Annotated in this window: 24 protein-coding genes; 5 read left to right on the top strand and 19 right to left on the bottom strand. The window is 38.3% G+C overall.

The features are described 5' to 3' along the window. Positions 1–141: 141 nt before the first annotated feature. The 15 genes from msrA to CC204_RS01870 all read right to left on the bottom strand — a co-directional run bounded on the left by msrA (position 142) and on the right by CC204_RS01870 (position 12030). Positions 142–963 carry a peptide-methionine (S)-S-oxide reductase MsrA gene (gene msrA / locus CC204_RS01940; RefSeq protein WP_088268562.1) on the bottom strand — a complete coding sequence of 274 codons (822 nt, stop codon included), beginning with the start codon at positions 961–963 and terminating at the stop codon, positions 142–144. A gap of 171 nt (positions 964–1134) precedes the next feature. Beyond that, entirely contained in the window at positions 1135–2871 is a 1737-nt protein-coding gene (locus CC204_RS01935) for a class I mannose-6-phosphate isomerase (protein ID WP_088268561.1), read from the bottom strand. Beyond that, positions 2831–3385, bottom strand: coding sequence for a glucose-6-phosphate isomerase family protein (locus CC204_RS01930; protein WP_088268560.1), 555 nt, complete (start codon positions 3383–3385; stop codon positions 2831–2833). Before CC204_RS01930 ends, CC204_RS01935 begins: the two co-directional genes overlap by 41 nt. A gap of 13 nt (positions 3386–3398) precedes the next feature. Continuing rightward, positions 3399–4178 carry a glucose-6-phosphate isomerase family protein gene (locus CC204_RS01925; RefSeq protein ID WP_227011216.1) on the bottom strand — a complete coding sequence of 260 codons (780 nt, stop codon included), beginning with the start codon at positions 4176–4178 and terminating at the stop codon, positions 3399–3401. Beyond that, complete coding sequence (locus CC204_RS01920; RefSeq protein WP_088268559.1) at positions 4165–4581, bottom strand: PTS sugar transporter subunit IIA; 417 nt, start codon at positions 4579–4581, stop codon at positions 4165–4167. Before CC204_RS01920 ends, CC204_RS01925 begins: the two co-directional genes overlap by 14 nt. A gap of 18 nt (positions 4582–4599) precedes the next feature. Next, on the bottom strand, positions 4600–5418 hold the full coding sequence (locus tag CC204_RS01915; protein WP_088268558.1) for a PTS system mannose/fructose/sorbose family transporter subunit IID: 819 nt from the start codon (positions 5416–5418) through the stop codon (positions 4600–4602). A gap of 2 nt (positions 5419–5420) precedes the next feature. Beyond that, complete coding sequence (locus CC204_RS01910) at positions 5421–6236, bottom strand: PTS mannose/fructose/sorbose/N-acetylgalactosamine transporter subunit IIC (RefSeq protein ID WP_088268557.1); 816 nt, start codon at positions 6234–6236, stop codon at positions 5421–5423. Position 6237: 1 nt separating this feature from the next. Continuing rightward, on the bottom strand, positions 6238–6738 hold the full coding sequence (locus CC204_RS01905) for a PTS sugar transporter subunit IIB (protein WP_088268556.1): 501 nt from the start codon (positions 6736–6738) through the stop codon (positions 6238–6240). 89 nt (positions 6739–6827) lie between these two features. Next, complete coding sequence (locus tag CC204_RS01900; RefSeq protein ID WP_088268555.1) at positions 6828–7541, bottom strand: GntR family transcriptional regulator; 714 nt, start codon at positions 7539–7541, stop codon at positions 6828–6830. 187 nt (positions 7542–7728) lie between these two features. After that, positions 7729–8445, bottom strand: a complete 717-nt coding sequence (locus tag CC204_RS01895) for a GntR family transcriptional regulator (protein WP_088268554.1) — start codon at positions 8443–8445, stop codon at positions 7729–7731. Positions 8446–8485: 40 nt separating this feature from the next. Then, positions 8486–9397 carry a type I phosphomannose isomerase catalytic subunit gene (locus CC204_RS01890; RefSeq protein WP_088268553.1) on the bottom strand — a complete coding sequence of 304 codons (912 nt, stop codon included), beginning with the start codon at positions 9395–9397 and terminating at the stop codon, positions 8486–8488. A gap of 15 nt (positions 9398–9412) precedes the next feature. Then, positions 9413–10231 carry a PTS system mannose/fructose/sorbose family transporter subunit IID gene (locus CC204_RS01885; RefSeq protein ID WP_088268552.1) on the bottom strand — a complete coding sequence of 273 codons (819 nt, stop codon included), beginning with the start codon at positions 10229–10231 and terminating at the stop codon, positions 9413–9415. A gap of 15 nt (positions 10232–10246) precedes the next feature. Next, positions 10247–11080 carry a PTS mannose/fructose/sorbose/N-acetylgalactosamine transporter subunit IIC gene (locus tag CC204_RS01880; RefSeq protein ID WP_088268551.1) on the bottom strand — a complete coding sequence of 278 codons (834 nt, stop codon included), beginning with the start codon at positions 11078–11080 and terminating at the stop codon, positions 10247–10249. A 27-nt stretch (positions 11081–11107) separates the two neighbouring features. Continuing rightward, complete coding sequence (locus CC204_RS01875) at positions 11108–11599, bottom strand: PTS sugar transporter subunit IIB (protein WP_087639877.1); 492 nt, start codon at positions 11597–11599, stop codon at positions 11108–11110. 14 nt (positions 11600–11613) lie between these two features. Continuing rightward, positions 11614–12030 (bottom strand): PTS sugar transporter subunit IIA, encoded by a 417-nt coding sequence (locus CC204_RS01870; protein WP_088268550.1) that lies wholly within the window; start codon positions 12028–12030, stop codon positions 11614–11616. A 160-nt stretch (positions 12031–12190) separates the two neighbouring features. Here CC204_RS01870 and deoC point away from each other — a divergent pair, with 160 nt between their 5' ends. After that, positions 12191–12901: a deoxyribose-phosphate aldolase gene (gene deoC, locus CC204_RS01865; protein WP_088268549.1), complete on the top strand. Its 711-nt coding sequence runs from the start codon at positions 12191–12193 to the stop codon at positions 12899–12901. A gap of 59 nt (positions 12902–12960) precedes the next feature. On the opposite strand, the gene CC204_RS01860 is transcribed toward deoC, so the two are convergent. After that, the gene (locus CC204_RS01860; RefSeq protein WP_188634472.1) at positions 12961–13980 is read right to left on the bottom strand and encodes an NADP-dependent oxidoreductase; all 1020 of its coding nucleotides are present in this window, start codon (positions 13978–13980) and stop codon (positions 12961–12963) included. Between the two features lie 182 nt (positions 13981–14162). On the opposite strand from CC204_RS01860, the gene CC204_RS01855 reads away from it, so the two are divergent. Then, the gene (locus CC204_RS01855; protein WP_088268547.1) at positions 14163–14492 is read left to right on the top strand and encodes an ArsR/SmtB family transcription factor; all 330 of its coding nucleotides are present in this window, start codon (positions 14163–14165) and stop codon (positions 14490–14492) included. Positions 14493–14587: 95 nt separating this feature from the next. On the opposite strand, the gene CC204_RS01850 is transcribed toward CC204_RS01855, so the two are convergent. From CC204_RS01850 to CC204_RS01840, 3 genes are all read right to left on the bottom strand, one after another. Beyond that, on the bottom strand, positions 14588–16069 hold the full coding sequence (locus tag CC204_RS01850) for a helix-turn-helix domain-containing protein (protein ID WP_088268546.1): 1482 nt from the start codon (positions 16067–16069) through the stop codon (positions 14588–14590). A gap of 67 nt (positions 16070–16136) precedes the next feature. Beyond that, positions 16137–16514: a DUF7006 family protein gene (locus CC204_RS01845; RefSeq protein ID WP_088268545.1), complete on the bottom strand. Its 378-nt coding sequence runs from the start codon at positions 16512–16514 to the stop codon at positions 16137–16139. Between the two features lie 286 nt (positions 16515–16800). Continuing rightward, complete coding sequence (locus tag CC204_RS01840) at positions 16801–18942, bottom strand: heavy metal translocating P-type ATPase (protein WP_157894223.1); 2142 nt, start codon at positions 18940–18942, stop codon at positions 16801–16803. A 271-nt stretch (positions 18943–19213) separates the two neighbouring features. On the opposite strand from CC204_RS01840, the gene CC204_RS01835 reads away from it, so the two are divergent. The 3 genes from CC204_RS01835 to CC204_RS01825 are packed head-to-tail and all read left to right on the top strand — an operon-like array spanning position 19214 to position 21517. Beyond that, entirely contained in the window at positions 19214–19633 is a 420-nt protein-coding gene (locus tag CC204_RS01835; RefSeq protein WP_088268544.1) for a MarR family winged helix-turn-helix transcriptional regulator, read from the top strand. Positions 19634–19648: 15 nt separating this feature from the next. Beyond that, positions 19649–20611: a ring-cleaving dioxygenase gene (locus tag CC204_RS01830; protein WP_088268543.1), complete on the top strand. Its 963-nt coding sequence runs from the start codon at positions 19649–19651 to the stop codon at positions 20609–20611. Positions 20612–20623: 12 nt separating this feature from the next. Further along, positions 20624–21517, top strand: coding sequence for a VOC family protein (locus tag CC204_RS01825; protein ID WP_088268542.1), 894 nt, complete (start codon positions 20624–20626; stop codon positions 21515–21517). The last annotated feature ends 6 nt before the right edge of the window (positions 21518–21523 follow it).

The following is a 21523-nucleotide window of genomic DNA, read 5'->3' as shown; positions in this document are numbered from 1 at the left end:
AATAGCTAACAGTGTTAGTAATTAATACTGTTCGATATTAACGCATATAGGTTTTAATGTCAATAGTCTTGCAAGAAACAAAAAAATAAATACGTTTTCATTTTAATTCTAGGAAAATATCGACATGTTCATATGCGTCTTCTATCTTTTTTTACGTTTAATTTTATTTTTAAGTTGTTGATACTTCAAAAGATTTTGACGAGCATGCTTCATTTTTTTATATCGCTTGGGTTGTTTGTTATAAAATTCTTGATGATAATTTTCTGCAGGCCAAAATTTCGTTGCTGCCTGAATTTCTGTCACGATCGGCTCTTTGTATTTTCCAGAATCTTTAAGTGACTCTTTCGATTGTTCAGCAATCTGTCTTTGTTGTGCATTCTGAACAAAAATGATTGGTCTGTATTGATTTCCGCGATCCTGAAACTGACCAAATGCATCCGTTGGGTCAGAAATTCCCCAGTATAGTTCCACTAATTCTCTATAGCTGATCATGCGTGTATCAAAAATGATCTCAACCGCTTCCACATGACCTGTCGATCCACTGATTACTTGATCATAAGTCGGATGTTCAACCGATCCTCCAGTGTATCCAGACAAAACAGAAACGATCCCAGAACGTGTTTCAAAAGGCTCGACCATACACCAAAAACAGCCTCCAGCAAAAATAGCACGTTCTTGATGGTCGGCATCTAAAACAATATGTTTTGAAAAGTCATACACCCTTTCTCCAATTAGGTCGTTTGTGATTTTTGAATAAAAATCAGCTACATCAGGAGTTAGATTGTTTCTCGTATTCAGAGGGCGCAAGGCAGCTTCAAGTTTAGCTAGCTGATCTTTGAAATTCTCACCGGTTTCTATTTTATTTTTCACTTCTATTAACTGCCCTCGTTCCCAATCACGTGTTCCAGGATTTAAAATAAGGTTGTAGAGCTGTTCGACGATTTCATGTTTCTTCACTTCCATCGTAAATACACCCGCCTTTCCAACTATAAATAAATAATAAAATATTTCTTTTATTCATTTTCATACGAAATTTACCATACCTTTCATTATTAATCCATTAGATCGCCCATTTTGGATAAAAAAACAGCACCACAGAGTATCTTCTGCAGTACTGCTTAACATGTTTATTTTTTAGCGTACATACGCCTTGATCGTTTTGACTGTTTTACCTTTGCTCGCGCCATATGGTTCTATCTGATAATGAGCAATCGTCGCCGGTATGATAAACGTTTGGGCATATTGAACTTCAAACGGTTCAAACTCTCCTGAAGGACTAGTAACGAGTGCACATTCTCCCTCAACAAGATTCAACACATTGACGCTGCCATGATTTTCATGCGTCACTTTTTTACTAAACGTATGTCGTCTTGTTTCAATAAATTCAGTTTCGTGCAGTCCTGTTTTTTCTTCGATCCATCCTTCCGCTTGGGCTACGATTACAAATGGATTGATCAATTCTCGTTCTACCCATTCGGCATCTTTGTATATCTCGATATTTTTCTCCCCATGTTCAATATTGACCGGACGAGGCAATCCATCGAAATCCACACGATCCCAATCCCATAATTTGAACGTAAATCGATTTGGGGTAGCACTGATTTCTAAAATGACTGAATCTTTTCCGCTTGAATGGATCGTTCCAGAAGGAATCGAATAATGATCATGTTTTTTCATTTTATGGCGATAAATATATTTTCCATCATCAAAACCGGCCCCTTTTTCTGCTGCTTTTAGTGCGTTGATCAGTTCCGCTTTTTCTACCCCTTGCTTAACGCCAAGATAGACAACAGCCTCATTTTTTGCCTCTAACACATAGTAGCTTTCATCCTGCGTGTAAGTAATCCCAAATTGTTCTTGAGCATAGTCTACTTTTGGATGAACCTGTAAGCTAAGATTTTGTCCATCCATCGTATCAAGAAAATTGAAACGAATCGGAAACTCATGACCAAAACGTCCAAAAGCCCGAGCACCCAGCAGTTTTTCTGCTTGATAAAAAAGGAGATTATTTGCCGGTGTTTCTATACTAATGTCTGAAAAATCTAGTAGTAAACTGTTTTCTTCTGGCACACCGTTGAAACTCCAAGCTAGATTTTGTTCATTTAAACCAACTTGAAATTGTTTTTGCATCCAAGTACCGCCCCAAACACCAGGATCAAAAAAGGGAACGAGCGAAAACGGCTGATGAGCAACAGCTTCTAAGCCTTTCAAATAGTCTTGATAGCTCAAAAGTTTAGGCTCTTCTTCCTCATGGATATCCAGTAGAAAGTCGATTTTGTCCACAAGCTCCTTTTTGTAGCGATCTGCCAGCGGCCACTCGAAGAAGTAGCCGCGTTTGATCATTTTTAGTGGATCTTCTCCAGCATTCTCTCCAAGCCAGTTACTGTAATTACCGGAACGATATCTTTTTTGGATTTCCCATCTAGCTAGGTCGACATAAATGATCATATCCACATTTTCAACAAGAGCAGCACCCATACCATAAATGATCGATAGACCGCCTTTCGTAGTCTGTTCAGCTAAACGTTCAGAAGATTGCTTATATTTTCCTTCATCGATAAAGTCAGTCAGTTTATGATGACTCATCAAACCAAAAATGCGATCCTCTGTTAGATTGTCCTGAATTTTTTCTTTGACTTTTACTGGTTCCATAAATAGATCATCTGCCGACAAGACTAGCTCAGGGTTTAACGGCTGAATCAATTGATCCAATAAAAGTGCTTCATTCGTTACCGGATAGCATTCAATCGCTAATCTAAACGACTTTTTTGTTTGTTTTGCTTGTATAAACTGGACAATCTTATCATATGAAGTCACGACTGTCGCAGTGCTATTTATTTTGATTTTTGGACGTACTATTGATGATTTCAACCTTATTCTCTCCATTCTTTACAACTCTAATTGGAAAATGACAATTTGAATAGTCATGTCCGGATTCTGTAAACCAGCAGGCACCGACAGATAATGTTTCAACTCCACAATTGATTAAACGATGACTTGTATTTCCTGGAATATAGTGGACAGAACCTTCACGGACTTTCTGCAGCTCATAGCTGTCATCTTCAAATACAAGTAAGAGTAGTCCGATCCCTTTCAATCCCCAATAATACTCACCCGTCTCTGCTTTTTTATGAAGATGTCCTTTAGTCATGTGATATTCGTTCCCGATCGTGCCTGGCATTACGTGGGAGATTCCCCAAAATAGACCACCTTGATCTCCCTCATTCAAACCATTATCGTGGTATTCAACTTCATAAATCACTTGATCCAGATTTTCAATGTGTTTGTGCTCCTGATAATACTCAATATAGCTGCGCAATTTGGTCTGATTTCGCTTGATTTCTTTTCCTTCTAGGCAAACAAGTTCTTTATTAAAATAAATCATGTTCCCACTCCTTTTATGGTTGGAAATGTTCCCATAACGCTTTATATGCTAAGGGATCAGTGACAAAATCAAAGCAAGAATTATTTTCTTCATACTGCTCATATAAATGATTCTTAGATAAGAAAAATTCAGGATAAGCTCGTGCCAGTTTTATGGTTAGCTCAGACTGATCATACTGAGGATTTCTCTTCCAAATCACCTGTTTCCCTTCCATCACTGGATAAAAAGCCAAGCCTTGCTTTGCCCTGATTTCTTGGTAGTCAAAGGAATAATCACGAATACACCAAGCACCAAATAGCATTTTTTCAGACTGACTTGCATTAACTGTGTAATGAGCCCAATTCGGCGGAACGATGACAATATCTCCTGGTTCAGCAATGATAGCAAAACAACGACCAGCATTCTCTGAAACAAATTCCTGCATATAGATATACGCTTTTCCTTGCCAAATTTCATAAACTTCTGGAGTAGATGAGCCGCACGAGGCAGAAACAGCATGAATATGTCCTTGACTTCGGACCAGCTCATTGCCAATCAACCCATCATTGTATGCCACCATTCCATAAAGCAAATTGCGCTTTTGTAAATCGTCCCGATCCTTGATTTTCCCAACATCCATTGCGATCGTATATAAGACCTCGGGCCCTTTTGCCTGTGGATCGAGTAAACTGCTGCGAATATCATTTAAGTATCTTCTTTCTAAATCAGCTGGGTGAAAAAGATCCTTGCCAAATGTCAAACTTAATTCTGATTCATTTAAACAAACGGGTAAGTTCTGACTAAAATTCATCATCTAACTCTTCCTCCGAAAGGATTGAATACTCTTGAAGCGTTTCTTTTGCTGAAGCAATTGCCTCTGGAATCAATTTTCCGATCTCTTTTACTGTACTTGAAAGGACTAAATCAAGAATCAACGGTAGATTCATTCCACTGATCAAACGCACATCACCATGACCGCTCAGTAAACTGTACGCTGTCGCTCCAGGTGAGCCAGCTGGAATATCACTCACAATAATCGTTGTTCCTTCAAAAGGACTTTTTACAAAAATAGCTAATTTCTGCCTAAACATTTCGATCCCTTTTTCATCCAATTCAACAGCATACAGTTCATCTTGCGGACCTACGATAAACTCCAACGCCTGTTTCATTCCTGAAGCCAAACCGAGATGACTCACTAGAATAACACGATTTTCCACTAATATATCCTCCTCTGTTTAAAATAAGTACGCCCATCCAACTGCTGCGAATGCAACAATAAAATAGATAAAAATCAATTTAACTGGAGATACTTTTCTTTTTGCCATTAAATACCATGAGGCAAAGATCACTACTAACGGAGCCAACTTAGGAAAAATTCCATCTAGTATCGCTTGAACATCGATTTCGGTTCCTGTCAAAGCAAACTTCGCTGGAATCTCAAGATTTACATAAGAAGCAGCAACACCACCGATCACTGTCATACCAAGAACTGTAATTGCTTTTGTGATTTGCTGTGCTTTTTCACCCGTAAAAACATCGACTGATTCTGCCCCTAATTCATATCCTTTAAAAAATAGATAACGCGAACCTAAATAAACAATACTGTTAAAAGCAACGATATAAAATAAAACACCTAAAATACTGCCATTTGCTGAAAGACCCATCCCAATCGAAAGTAAGATCGGAATCAACATTCCAGGGACCATAGAATCACCAATCCCAGCTAAAGGACCCATCAAACCAATTTTCAAACTATTGATCAGTTCACCTGTGATTCCAGCATTGCCTAATGCTTTTTGCTCTTCAAGACCAACCGCGATTCCATTGATCAACGCACCTACCTGGGGTTCTGTATTATAAAAAGCTGTATGACGCTCAAGCATTTCTTTTTTCTTTTCAGGTTGATCTTTATATAGCTTATCTGCTACCGGCTCCATAGAAAGGGCAAAACCCATCGCTTCTAAAAATTCAAAACTCATCGCAACTAAGTTGTACATCATCCAGCGATGATATGATTTTGTTAACGTCTTTTTGTCTAAAAGTTTGTTATCCATCGTTAAAATTCCTCCTCTTCGTCTTCTTCAAGAATGACGCCAGCTGAACTAACTGCTCCCGATTTATTCGAACCATTGAAATAAAGATAGGCAATGACAGCTGCAACGATCGTCAAGGCGATCATGTTCAAATTAAGAAAAACAATACAAACAAAACCTAGTAAGAAAAATAGAAACAATGAATTCTCTTTGACAACTGCTGTCAATAACATGGCAATCCCGATTGCCGGAAGCACTCCGCCTAAATAACTCATTACATCGATCAAATATTGAGGCATAGAATCCAATAACGTTTTTGCAAAACTAGAACCAAAGAAAATCACTAAAAATGATGGCACAAATCGTGAAACAAAGTTGATCAATTGAGGGCCTACGATCGCATTCATACGAAATTTTTTATAATCCCCTTCATGAATAGCAGCAACTGCCCGATGATTCCAAAATGAATTGACTACTTGATACATATTGAAAACGATCGTCCCAAGAATCCCGATCGTTGTCGCTAATGTTACTGCAACTTCCGTGCTCGTATTCGAAAGCATCGCAAGGGCAATTGCAGGAAATGCAACAAAGTTCAAATCTGCAGGCATCTGTCCGCCAGGTGTGACCATGGCAATATACACCGTTTGGATCGCCACCCCCATAATGATCCCTTGCTTCATATCTCCTAAAATCAATCCAACGATCATTCCTGAAACTAACGGACGTGTAATCGTATACCAGCCGCCGGTCAGCCCCAGCAGCCACGGCGTCGATAAAGCACCTAAGTAACAAAAAATCGAGATCGCAATTGCCTGAAACAATAGTGTTATGTCCACACTACTCTCCTCCTTCTATCTTTAACTCAGTCCATGTTTTCTTTTTAGAATCTGGTACTAGTTGAAAAGAAACATTCATGCCATTTTGTTCCAATGTGTCAAAAGCAGCTTCCTCTGTCGGCAAAATGCTTAGATTTTTACCATATTTTTTTGCGCCGTCTCGAACACTCATTGGTCCTACATTCAGGTCATTTCGCTCAGAAATAAAATCGACACCGCTTTCAAAAATTCGAACCAACGTTTCAGGTGAACGAGCAATCAAGAAATAGTGTCGTTTACTCTCAACAATTTTGGGCCACTTTTTGATGATCTCCTCTTCTGTCATTACAAAACCTTTTAGCGGCAATGGTACTGCTGATTTTAGCATTTTGGCTAATACTGGATTTGTCGCTGATGGATCATCGACTGCCACAACTCCGTCACATTTTCGTTCGCTCATCCATCGCGTAACCACTTGACCATGAATAATTCGGTCATCGATCCTAATAAATGAAATTGCCATTTTTTCTCCCCCTCATTTGGTATAATGTCATTACAATAAGATATAATAAAAATATACTTCTAAATCTAGAAATATATTTTTTGTCACTTTTAGGTAAAATCATTGACGTAGTAGCGATACTCACTGCCGATATAAAAACACTCTGAATACTCGTGAAACACTTTCCCTAATTGTTCGGTGATTCGAACTCTCTTCAAAATAGGCGTATGTTCACTGATTTTAAGAGCTTTTACTAACTGTTCATTGGGTTCTACAGCTTCGACATATTCTTTAATGGAATCTACGACGATATCAAATGTTTTCAAATATTCATAAAAAGAACCATAATAGTCTTTACTGTTTGTTGAAAAGAACGATTCATAAGTGAAATACGTATCGAAAAATGCAAAAGCTAGTTCTTCAGTCCCAAAGACCCGCTGCAAGTTTAGTACAAGATCTCCTTCTTTGATATTCAAAAAATTAGCGATTTTAGCTGTTGCTTTCACTGTTGTGATCTCCGCTTTTAGCGTATGCACTTTTCTACCTAGATTATTCATTTCCTGAGTGAAGCTCTTAACAATTGTCTCTTTTGTCTCTGCTTCTTTTGCTTGTACAAAAGTACCTACTGCCCGTTTACGGTATAACAATCCTTCATTGACTAGCTGATCGATCGCTTTTCGGATCGTGATTCGACTGACATCGTAAATCGCACATAAATCAAATTCAGTAGGAATCTGATCTTCAACTTGCCACTCGCCAGTATTGATCTTAAACTTTAGATCACTAGCAATCTGTATATATAACGGTAATCGATTATCGTTCATTTTTCCTCCTTCTTTCTACATCTCATTGTCATACTTTCTACATCTCATTGTCATAACAATAGCACATGAATATTTTTTATGCAAGCGTTTTTTTAATAGCCACAAGTATTCTACAAAAAAACAAAACATGCACAAGATACAACAGTCGTCATATCCTATGCATGTTTCTTAAAAGTCGCCAAAGCGGCTAGCCATTTTCAGTGATCTCAAACACAAAGGAATTTATATCTCCTCGATATTTTGAAATCGAATACTCGATCGGTAATTTCCCGTCTGTAAATCCTCGTGTATGGAAATAAAACAACGGTGCGCCTACCTCAACATCCAACAAATCACTCACTGTGTCATCCGCTTGAATCACATCTAAACGACGTGAGACTGTCTTGATCGGATAGCCTTTTTCTTTAAAAATACTGTAAAGTAAATTTGTAGAAAAATCGACGTCATCAAGTTCCTTAAATAGAAATGCCGGGATGTAGGTAGTTACTAAAACTGTCGGTTGTTCTCCAGCATATCGTAAACGAATCAGCTTATAGACGTCATCACCTTCTACTATTTCTAGGTTTCCAGCCACTTCTTCATTGGCAGCGTCTTTTCTAAAAGCAATGACTTTCGTCTTTGGCACCAAGCCTTTTCGGCTCATCTCAGAATCGAAACTTTCGATTACTTTGGTAAATTCCTGCTCGATTTTTGGGCGTTTAACGATCGTTCCTCTTTTTTTTCTCTTCTCTAAATAGCCAGCATCCACTAATGTTTGGACCGCCTGTCTTACTGTCGGTCTGCTTACTTGATATTCTTCAGCTAATTCTAATTCTGTTGGGATCAGTTCATTTTCAGCATAGGTTCCGTCTTCGATCTTATCTAATAGATCCTGCTCGATTTTTTTGTATAAAGGCAAATTCATAAACTACCTCCTCGCTCATGTATCTTCATTATACAATAAATTAGACAGAAGTCTCGCGCCAATATGCTTTTGGTGTGGCGATCATACATTCAAATGGTGTATCGATCACTAATTGTTCATTTGGCAAAACGATTATACTCTGGCCTTGCTGGATTTCTTGTTCAGCGATTTTAGTTGTTCCCGCCAAAACAGTGATTACTTGTGCTAAGGATTCTTGATTTCGGTAGTTTTTTTCTAAAAGTGCTCTTCTGACAGTAAATTCTTTCATATCAAGGGTTTGTTCTAAGTCAAAATGTGCTTTTAGAACAGTTTGTTGTAATTCTAGTGTTTCAGTCGCTTGTTTTGTATGCAGTTCTCTTTTGATGCCAGAATCATCGGAACGATCATAATCATAAAAACGATATGTGATATCTGTAGACTGCTGAATTTCATAGACTAATGCGCCTTTGGTCAATGCGTGAATGGTCCCAGAAGGAATATACACGATCGATTCTTTCGCCACTGTCGTTTTTCCTAAAATCGTTTCATACTTGTTCTCTTGGATCGCCGTTGTAAAAGTTTGTTTAGAATCTGCAATTTGCCCCGCGATGATCGATCCACTTTTGGGCGGTGTCAAAAAGAACCACGCTTCACTTTTTCCATACGACTTATTGGCAGTTTTTTTAGCATAGTCATCAGTAGGATGCACTTGAATGCTCAAATCCTCATCTGCGCCAGTCATCGAAATAATCAAAGGATATTCTTCTCCTTCAAGCAAACCAAAGGACTGTGGGTTTGCTTGTACCAACTCACGTAGTGTCTGCTGTTTCGAAACAACAGGACTATCGATTTCTTTGGTTGCTGATGCTGAATACACAGAACCGATTTTTCCTTCACAGATTTCAGTTGAATAGGCTTGTAAACGAGGCGTTCCCCAAATTCTTTTTTTGGGAATCGATTTTAATATAAACATACTTTTTCACCACTCCTAAAAAACGCCAACGACAACACCGATCGCAGAAATAACAGTCAATACTAAAATAACTTTTGTTGCTGTCAATTGCTTAGATGTCAATAAGTACCAAGCTAATAATACCATCGCCAACGGTAGTACCTTAGGAAAGATGCCATCCAATACCTCTTGTAAGGCTTGGACTTCTTCCCCCATTGGAATTTTTAATTTTGTTACGAGCGCAATATTCGAAGCAGCTAAGCCACCGACAACCATCACCCCTAAAATATTGAAGGCATCTGTGATTCGTTTCGCATTTTCGCCAATGATCACATCGATGGCGTTCACGCCTAACTTATACCCATTCATAAACGCAAGGTAGGAAATCAATACCCCAACTACTCCATACGATAAGATATAAAAAATCGGTCCTAAAGCATTCCCGCCAGAAGCCAAGCCCATTCCGATCGATAATAAAATCGGTACGATGATGCCCTGAATGATCGAATCTCCAATTCCTGCTAATGGTCCCATCAGCGTTGTTTTGATATTGATCGGCATTTCCTCCGGCACATCGCCGCCGATAGCAATCTCTTCTTCTAAAGAGGCTACGATCCCGTTGATCAGCTGTCCCGTTTGTGGTTCAGTATTATAGAACATTGAATGACGCATCAATAAACGTTTCTTTTTTTCTGGATCATTCTTATAGTATTTTTCAGCAAATGGCAGATAGGAATACGCCCAGGCATGCGCTTGTAATTTTTCATAGCTCATCGAAGAAAGATGGGTGAAACCCCAACGTTTCCAGATTTGACGTAACTCTTTTTTTGATAAACGCTTCGTTGATTGTTCCATGTCAGTTCATCCTTTCTAGAATAGATCATCATCTTCAAATACAGTAGAATCAGCCGATTGATTTGCTGTTTTAGGTTGAGCATTAGACGCATTGCCTGTTGCTAAAAAGACGATATAAGCGACAAGTGCTGCGATAAATACTAAAGCGATCATATTCAATCCGGCAAATGCCATTAAAACAAAACCTGCAAAAAAGAAAATCAAGTGCGCCTTTTCTTTGACTACGATGCTCATTAGCATAGCGATTCCTAATGCTGGCAAGACACCGCCTAAAACAGAAATAATATCCGTTACGACCTGAGGAACGTTTGAAAGAAGCCAATTCACTAAACCTTTTCCTAAGAATATTGCCAAAAATACTGGTACTGCCCGCAACAGGAAGGTCGTGATCTGAGGATAAACAACATGATTCAAAACGATTCCTCGATCATCATTTTTCTCTGCAGCGGTTTGCGCCCGTGTATTCCAAAAAGAATACGCTGCCATTCTAGAATTGTAAAAAATAAGTCCAAATGTTTGTCCGATCAAAATCGCCAAGGTAACTGCAACAGCAGGATCTTTCGTTGTTGCTAAAGCCAAACCAATGCCGCCATAAGCCGCATACGTGATCTCACTGTTCGTTGCTCCGCCTGTCGTTAAATTGGCAATAAATACGGCTTGAACAGCTAGTCCGCAAAGAATCCCCGCCTGCACATCACCAAAAGCGATCCCTACCAACAATCCTGCAACCAATGGTCGACCAACAATGTAAAACCCACCGGTCATACCAAAAAGCCATGGGGTTTCGATCACACCTAAGTAACAAAAAATTCCGGTCAATAATGCTGGCAATAATAATCCTGTATCCATTTTGGTTCCCCCTATCTGTTTTTCCCCTTACATCCCATCATATTTGGCTTTTAATTGTTTCCAAGGTTTGATTTCATCATCCGGCAACAATTGAAATCCGATTTCGATTCCTTGCTGATCCATATATTCAAAAGCTTCATAATCTTTTTCATCGATGGCCACTGTTCGTCCTAACACTTTTGCTCCAGCACGAGTATTCATCGGTCCAACATTGAGTTTTTTACCAAAATCTACCCCAAGCTTTACTAATTTCGCAAACGTTTGCGGCGAATTGCTGATAAGAAAGAAATCCTTTTGGGAGTTTTTCCCCTTCGGAACGCTTTCAACTGCTTGCTCTACGGTATAAATTCCTAATTTCAAGTTTCCAGCCGCTGCCTTCAGTACTTTTTTTCTTAAGTCATCCTGAGCGATATCATCTCCTACAACCAAGATTCCTTGGACAGGTCTTGCTTTTGTCCATCGCGTCGTTGTTTGTCCATGAATCACTCGGTCATCGATTCTTGCTAATGTAATGGTCATGTTGTTTTCCTCCTTTAAAAGTCGATTTCATCCTCTTGTTCCTCTAATACTTCAGTCCCTTCAATAGAAGTTCTTCCAGTATTGACTGCTAGTTCAACCAATTCTTCAAACTTTCCGCCATTTTGCAAGGCAACGCCTGTTTCAATCAACATTGGTAAATTCATCCCTGTCACCACTTTTACTTGCTGCGGATTTGCTAAAAATTCCCGATACGCTTCATTGAATGGCGTTCCTCCTTTAATATCACACAGAATCAAAAGACCGTCATTAACATGCATTTTTACAAAGTCCTGCAAACGTTTAGAAAAATCTCCAACCCCTTCATCTGTTAAACAAATCGCAGAAATATCACTGTTTACTCCAGCAATCATGACATAGCTTTCAAATAAGCCAGTTGCAAAGGTTCCATGCGAGACAAGTAATAGCTTCATCCTATAACCCCCATTTATGTAATTACATTAATTCTTACCACACCCAAATAGTAACCCCTTACAATTAATATGTCAATAACTTATTTGAATATTTTTTCTCTTGACAGAAAAGTTTATTCGTTTTACACTCATTATGTAATTACATATAGGAGGGATTTACATGTCGAATTATACTATTGATGAGTTAGCACGTTTTATCGATCACACCAACCTGAAGGCTGATGCTACCACCGCTGATATGAGCAAGCTTTGCCAAGAAGCGAAAGACTATCATTTCAAAATGGTTGCAATCAATCAAGTCCAATCGAAGTTGTGCGCTGAATTATTAGCAGAGACCGATATCAATATTGGCGCAGCCATTAGCTTTCCTTTAGGGCAAACATCTAAAGAAGCAAAGTTTTTCGAAACAGAGAATGCAATCATGATCGGTGCTACTGAAATCGATTATGTTATCAACTTGACTGAGGTCAAAGCTCAAAATTGGCTATATATCGAAGAAGAGATGGAAGGTATCGTTGCGATTTGCCGTAAAAACTACGTGATTTCCAAAGTTATTTTTGAAAATGCTTACCTGACTGATGAAGAAAAAATCAAGCTTAGTGAAATAGCTAAAAAAGTTGAGCCGGATTTCATCAAAACATCGACAGGATTCGCGCCGACAGGAGCAACTTTTGATGATGTTAAATTGATGAAAAAACATGTGGGTGATAAAGTGAAGGTCAAAGCCGCCGGCGGAATTCGTGATGCCGAAACCTTCAAAAAGATGATCGCCTGTGGTGCGGAAAGAATTGGAACTAGCGCAGGAATAGAAATTATTGGCGAATTGAAGAAAGAATTAGCTGAAACTGCTAAAGAGACGATTACGATTTAACAACACTTGATGACAAAAAACAGCCGTGACGACTAAATATAATCGCGCGGCTGTTTTTTCTATTTTTCATTGACTGTTTGTTGATCTACTCGTACTATAATTTTGCCTTTCGCTCTGCCAGAACGGGAACGATCGATGCCCTTTTGAATTTCTTCTAAAGAAACGATTTGATCGATGACTGGATGAATTTTATCTTGTTCGAACCAATCGGTCAATAGAGCAAGTTGTGCGCCACTCGGTTTCATAAACAAAAAGATGTACTGGCTTTCCGTTGCCTTTTCCAATTTTCGGATATTCCACGAGGCAACTTTTAGAAGGAATTGTTTCCATAAAGGCAATCCATATTCTTTTGCGAACACTTCGTTTGGAATACCGGAAATGGTTACTACTTTTCCTCCAGGTTTAACGATTTTAAAAGCATTCTTTAAAATATCGCCGCCCATTGTGTCAAAAATGTAATCATAGGCCTGCAGTTCCTCTTCAAATTTTTGTTTTTTATAATCAATGACTTTATCTGCACCAAGCTGCTTCACGAATTCTACATTTTTAGTACTTGTGGTCGTAGCAACATACGCACCAGTTAATTTTGCTAATTGAATCGCGATTGTTCCAATCCCGCCGGAACCAGCTTGGATCAGAACTTTATCTTGAGCTGTCAGCTGCATGATATCGTATAACGCTTGATAACTGGTCAATCCTACAAGCGGAATAGACGCTGCTTCTTCAAACGTGAGATTGGTTGGTTTACGTGCAATATCTGTTTGATCTACAGCAATATATTCAGCAAATGTTCCGATACGATCCTTCTGCACTCTGCTGTATACTTTATCTCCCTTTTGAAAATCTGATATATTTGATCCCACTTCTACAATGACTCCCGAAAAATCACTGCCTAAAATCAACGGCATCTGGTATTTCAAAAGCATCTTCATCTTACCAGCCTGCGTTTTTAGATCGATAGGATTAATGCTTGCTGCAACTATTTTTACAAGCACATCATTTTCACTTATCTCCGGCATTGGGACTTTCGCAATTTCAAGAGTTTCCTGTCCATACTTTCGGATCAATGCCGAATTCATTTTTACTGTCATTTGTACTATACCTCATTCAATATTTTTTGGTTTAAATTTTTAAACCATCGATAGTACGTATATTAGCCTATTTTCTTTTTAACGTCAAGAATGAACGATTTTTAGGTGATTGACAAATAATTGTGTCCATGATTAAATGAGGGAAAATGATAGACCAAAGGTGACTGAACATGGATGACTTACAACAATTAAAAACAGAATTCTTTGAATCGGGCGAGTTTCTGTTCGCTCTTGGCGACCCTAAAAGACAGGCAATCATTGTTGCTTTACTGGAAGATAAAGCGTGCAGCGGATTAAGAGTGACCGATTTAACAGAAGCTACTCAGCTCTCGCGGCCTGCTATCTCTCACCATTTGAAGCTTTTAAAGCAGGCGAAATTAATTGATTACCGAAGTGAGGGAACAAAAAATTATTACTACCTCTCTCATGATACAAGCGAAATCGATAAATTGAAAAAGCTTTTAGAGCATGTGACAACTATCCTCAAAAATAAAAAATGACCTAGTCATTTTAAAACACCTGCCAAAAAGCAGAGTATTACTCTGTCTTTTGGCAGGTGTTTTATTTTTCGCTCCTTCATTTTTTACTAAAACAATTATACATTTTCTTGTTGCTGTTCAATATATTCAACCAATTCCACCCATTTTTCCGTCGTTTGAAAGCTATGCCATTTAAAAAAGTGAACATCAGGATTTTGCTTTTTGAATTTTTCACGATCGACAGGATAATCTGTTAAAACGATTTCCGGCGCTTCATCAACGAAAACAACTGCATCATTCAGTAACTGGCGAATTCGTCTTTTTTGTTTCGCCTCCTGAATTTTCCCAAACTTCGATTCATGAAATAACCTAATTGGCTGAGCCGACGGTTGTACCACTAGAGAAAGAAGCATGCTGTATTGAAAAAGCAGTCGATTATTTGCAGTATACATTTCAGCAAAAAAAGGAGATTGTTCACTTAAGAGGGCATACATTTCTTTTACTCTCGGGTATATTTTCGGAAAAACCCGTAGATAATCCGCTTCGGTTGTTGATTTTCCAAATGCATCCATCTTGTTTTCCGATGCAAATACAATGGAAGTAGAATGTATTGTTAGTACATTCATCACTAAATAATTTAAAATAACTTTGCTTAATGGCAACTTAAAAAATGACTGTGCAGTCCGAGCAAATAGCCAAGCCATCTCTGGAGCTCCTTTAGTTTGTTGATCTTTTTTCAGCTGTTCAGGAACTTCTTCTGGCAGATACGTGGTAATAACAGTAAACATATAGTATAAAAAATAATATTCTTTCTTTGGTATATTCATGTGTAAATAATTTTCTTCGAATAACGGAGTCATGATTTCCTCTTTAAACGTATCGAATGAAATGTACAAATGATTGATTTCAGTCATTTCTTGCGGGATTTCATGGATGAAATAGCCTCTTTTCATTCGGTACACACTAATAGCTATGATTTGAATAAACTTGTCGATATCAATATTACGATAATGTGTCGGCAGAGACGTTAATCGCTGTCTCAACTGTACCAGACTGCTCTTTTTTAGATCAAAGTTCTTGATTCTATTCTCGTCAAAAACCTGCCAGTACATCGTGTGAAAAAAATAGCGAATGCGATATTCGGCTCCTTTAAATAACGATTTACTTTTCAAATCTAAACCTATATTATAATTTGATAGGATGCGATCTAATTCCTTCAATTTCCGCTGAACCGTTCGATCACTAACAAAGTATTGCTGCGCGGTTTTTTCCAAAGAAATATATTTTTGGCTAAACAAACGGTCCAATATTCGAAAAGGAATCGTGTCTTCAAGCATCAATGCGTATAATTTGGATAATAAAAAGTTAGAAGAAAAATGACAATAAATCGTCAAATCATCGGCAATTTCCAACGTGAAATACGGATAGTTTTGTCTAAATTCTTTTGCTCGATCACAGATCATCAGCATTCTATTTTTCGAATGTTTCAGTTGTTTTGCGCAAGTAGTAAGATCGATCTTTTTCAAACGATTATCTAATAAAAATGAAAAAAACTCGTAGACTTCTTGATCAATCGTACTCAAAAGAAATTGATACATTTTTCATCCTCCTTTTTCCCGCATTATACCGTCCTCTTTCTATTTATTCAATTTGAAAGCCTTATAACTATTCTATTAAAAATAGTAAGGATGATGATGAGCGTTCATTCAGCTTAAAGCCCATATTTTCCGAATAATAGGTGGCATGGTCTTTTTCTATCATTGCTATCATTTCTTCTTCACTGATTTCAACTACAGAATGTTCAGCACTTTCTACAACGAAGGCTAATAAATGTAATTTCGCATCAATTTTTATTACTTGAACAAAATCCAACCAAAACTGATCAGATGTCGCTAATTGCTGATAATTGGCTAAACTTTCCAACAACGCTTGAGAATAATCATACATTTTTTTGTACCTTTGTTTAAGCCATATTTGATCAAATTTCCTTTCATAATGATCCATATAACGCTTTAGAAATCGTTCTACCTCATCGTTTGTCATAATAATTTCACCTCCTATACCTTTGCATACTCAAATAAAAGAACATAAACGGGTCATATCTCATCCCGAAAACCGACTATTTATTTAATGGATACCTGCCGGAATCATTCGTAGCTTCTATCTAAATTATATTTGTTAAACGAACTATATCATGACAACTTTTTCTATTCTTTCTATTTTTTTGTCTCATTGATCATTTCATTCATAGCAAAAAGATGCACAAAAAACTCCTGTTCTCAACTATCAAGGATGAGAATAGGAGTAACATAAGCGATACATAAACTATTTATTTTTTAATCTTCAATGTCATTGCGTTTAACGCAACAATGATTGTACTTAATGACATCAAGGCAGCGCCAACTGCTGGATTCAGAATTATCCCCCATGGTGCTAAAACACCAGCTGCTAAAGGAATCGCAACGATATTATAACCAGCTCCCCACCATAGATTTTGAACCATTTTGATTCGTGTTTGTTTCGCTAAATCAATGAAGTGTAATATATCTAATGGATTGCTATTTGTCAGCACAACATCAGCAGAATCGATTGCCACATCTGTTCCAGCGCCAATCGCAATTCCGATCGTTGCACGCGCGAGACTCGGTGCATCATTGATTCCATCGCCGACCATTGCAACACGTTTTCCTTTATTCACTAATTGCGCCACAATTTTCTCCTTGTCATCAGGCATCAGACTGGCATAATATTGCTTGATCCCTAGATAGGCAGCAACATTAGCAGCAGCTTCTTCGTTGTCCCCCGTCAACATGACAGGTTCAATCCCCCGTGCAGTCAGTGCGGTTATAAATTCTTTTGCTTCTGCTTTGATTTGGTCACCCAACGCGATCAAGCCCACCAGTTGATCTTTGATCAACAAATAACTAATTGTATTTCCTTGCTCCTGATAATGAGCAATTGAGGCCTGATCAACTTCGATCCCTAGATCTTTCAACGCTTTAGCATTAACAATTTTTACCTCTTGTCCTTCAACTTGTCCTTTTAAACCAACACCGGCAATATTTTTTTCGTTCTCAGCTTTAAAAGGTGTGATCTTTTGCTCCTTCATATAATTCATAATACCTGTTGCAATAGGATGATTTGCACTGTTCTCTAAAGCACCAATATATTGCAGAACAGTCTTTTTGTCTAAAGCTGTTACAAAAGTTTCGACGCCAGTAACAGCAAAGCTTCCTTGCGTTAATGTGCCTGTTTTATCTAATAGAACCATATCTAAGTCGTGCGCGTTTTCCAATGCATTTCGATTCTTTAATAATAAGCCATTTTTTGCAGCAATAGAAGTTGAACGCGCGACTACTAAAGGAATCGCCAAGCCTAAAGCGTGTGGACAGGCAATGATAAAAACAGTCACCATTCGTTCTAAAGCAGATGGCAGATCACTAACAAATAACCAGGCAACAAAAGCTAAAATTCCGGCAAATAAAGCAACATAGAATAACCATTTTGCTACTTTATCAGATAATGCTTCTAATTTTGATTTGTCCGCTTGGGCTTTACGGACCATGTCCATTACTTGTGCAAGATAACCGCTCTCACCCGTTCCTGTAACAAGAATTGTCATTGTCCCCTCACCATTGACGGAACCGCCGATCACACGATCACCTACTTTTTTGACTACACCACGAGACTCACCTGTAACAGCAGACTCATCCACGATCGAAGTCCCTTTTTCAATAAGTCCATCTGTCGGCATCTTATCACCGGCACGAACGATCAGATGATCGTTTTCGTGAACCGCTTGTAGAGAAACTTTTTCTTCAGTCCCATCAGCCTTAACTCGTGTCACCTCATCCGGCAGCAATTCAGCCAATTTTTGCAACGCATCACTGGCATTCATCACCGCATTCATCTCGATCCAGTGACCCAATAACATAATTACGATCAGTGTAGCAAGCTCCCAGAAGAAATCCATGACATGTGCATGGAAAAAGGTATTCGCAATAAACGAGTATAAACTATAGAAGAAAGCAACTGAAATCCCCATCGCGATCAACGTCATCATTGCTGGGCTTTTCATTTTCAATTCCATTTTTGCCCCGCTTAAAAACGGCTGACCCCCGTACACAAATAAAATAATAGCTAATACTAATACGACCCAGTTAGATCCCGGAAAAGAAAATTGAAACGGTAGTTCCATTCCCATCATCGGAGATAAAACAATGATTGGGATCGCAAGGATCAATGACAACCAGAATTTTTGTTTAAAATTCCCCATGTGCATGCTATGATCCATCCCGCCCATATCATGTCCTTCATGCATGGAGTGATCCATGTTGCTGCTATCGTGCCCTTCGTGCATTGAATGTTCCATACTGCTCTTATCGTGTTCTGTATGATTCATCCCTTTCATTTCATGACCTGTATGCATTGAATGATCTTTTTCATTCATGCCTGTACTCTTCTTACTCATTGCTTATCCCTACTTTCATTTATTTCACTTCAATCACTTTTGCTACTCATCTAAATGATTACTACAAAACAAGCATATCAAAGACGACTACATTTGTAAACGATAAAGCTTTCTGGCTCTGGGGAGAAGTTCAACCCCTTCCTTTCTCATTTAAGAGTACAACTGACTCTGCTTTTAAACAATTATTTTGAATAATCGAAACAAAAAGCTTGCATACTTATTAAAAGTAAGTTATATTTATTTCGAATTCGAAATAAAAAGAGGTGAAATCATGAATCATCAAGAAGAATCATTAAAAACATATATCGGTCTTTTACGCACTGCTAGCCAGCTGGAGCAATTAGCCAAAAAAGATGTTACCTGTTACGGCTTGAACATTACTGAATTTTCTGTTCTGGAATTACTTTTTCATAAAGGAAGGCAAACAACTCAAACTATTAAGGAAAAGATTCTGATTGCCAGCAGCAGTACGACGTATGTCGTCGATCAGTTGATGAAAAAAGGCTATGTCACGCGTCAAACAAACGAAAGTGATCGTCGAATCATCTATGTCGATATCACCTCAGCGGGAAAAAAGCTGATGGAGGAAATTTTCCCCACTCATGCACAGCAGATCGCTGCCAGCTTTTCTGATATCACTATCGAAGAATTACAATCATTACAACACATACTAAAAAAAATAAACTATTAAAGTGAGGCAATTAACATGAGAAAAGAAGATCAATTATTAGGTGTACACCATGTCACAGCAATGACTAGCGATGTCGAAAAGAATTATACGTTTTTCACAGATATTCTAGGTATGCGTTTAGTAAAAAAAACAGTCAATCAAGATGATATCTATACCTATCATACTTATTTTGCAGACGACTTAGGCTCTCCCGGCACAACGATGACCTTTTTCGATTTTCCCAACAATCCAAAAGGAACCAAAGGTACAAATTCAATCAGTAGAACTGGATTTCGCGTACCAAACGATGCTGCCTTAACCTACTATGAACAACGCTTTGACGAATTCAATGTAAAACACGAAGCGATTTCAACTGAGTTTGGTAAAAAAGTGTTACGTTTCTGGGATTTCGATGATCAAGCCTATCAATTGATCTCCGATGAAACAAATACTGGCGTCAAAGCAGGAATTCCATGGAAAAAGGGACCTGTCCCAGAAGAATTTGCGATTTACGGTTTAGGCCCCGTTGAGATTTCTGTTTCTTATGCTGCTGATTTCAAAGGTTTATTAGAAAATATTTTCAACTTTAAAACCGTTAAGCAAGAAGACAACCGCTATTTGATGGAAGTTGGCGAAGGCGGCAATGGGGCCCAAGTAGTATTAGTTGACGATACGACCAGTCCGCAATCCCAACAAGGCTTTGGCGAAGTCCATCACGTTGCCTTCCGTTTAGCAGATCGTCAATCACTAGCAGTGTGGCAGGAAATTTTTGATAATCTAGGCTTATCGAATTCCGGCTATGTCGATCGCTACTACTTTGAATCTTTATATGTTCGTGTTGGTCATATTCTAGTAGAACTGGCAACAGACGAACCTGGTTTCATGGGGGATGAACCGTATGAAACGCTTGGAGAAAAATTATCACTCGCACCATTTTTAGAAAATCGTCGTGAATATATTGAAAGTGTTATTAAACCTTTCAACACTAAACGCGCTTAAGGAGGAGTACCCATGAATCCAATCGATAAAATCCATCATATTTCCGCTATTGTTGGCGATCCGCAAGAAAACCTGCACTTTTATCGTAATGTATTAGGTTTGCGGCTTGTGAAACAGACCGTCAATTTTGATGATGAACATACGTATCACCTATATTATAGTAATCAATCTGTCGATAACGGAACGATCATTACCTTTTTCCCTTGGAATAATGCGCATAAAGGACGTGTGGGCAGTGGACAAGTAGGAACTATTGCTTTTCGTATTCCAAAAGGCACTGCTGCTTATTGGAAAGAGCATTTAGCAAAACATCAGGTTTCTGTAAAAGAATCTGAGCTATTTAATCAACTAACATTAGAGTTACAAGACTCTCATGATTTATCTTTAGCACTTGTTGAAGGAGAGGAATCGGCAGACTCACCTGATATTCTTGGTTTTCACGGAGCTGTATTGCTTTCTGCTGACCCTGATGCGACAAGTCAGACTTTAGTTCAAGATTTAGGCTTGGAAACTGGTAAGTCAACAGAGGAAAATTATACTTTTTATACCCATGGTGTTCAAAGACATCAAATCATCCTACCAAAAATCGCTATGAAATTTGGTCGCTGGGGAGTTGGTACCGTACACCATATTGCTTGGTCTGTTCCCACTTACGAGTCACAAGCACAATGGCAGGATTATTTATACACTCATCAATACGGCGTAACAGAAATCAAAGACCGTAACTATTTTAAAGCCATCTATTTCCAAGAACATGGAAGTATCATCTTTGAAATTGCAACGGAAGTCCCTGGTTTTACGATTGATGAATCCTTTGAAAACTTAGGTAAACAATTGATGCTGCCGCCTCAATTCGAAGCACGGCGGGATCAAATCATTGCTCATTTACCAAAATTAGACGTTTAAAAGATA

Source organism: Enterococcus wangshanyuanii (genome assembly GCF_002197645.1).
Classification (GTDB): domain Bacteria; phylum Bacillota; class Bacilli; order Lactobacillales; family Enterococcaceae; genus Enterococcus_L; species Enterococcus_L wangshanyuanii.
The sequence above is the reverse complement of the archived record's forward strand: the minus strand, read 5'-3'. Positions and strand labels throughout refer to the sequence as shown.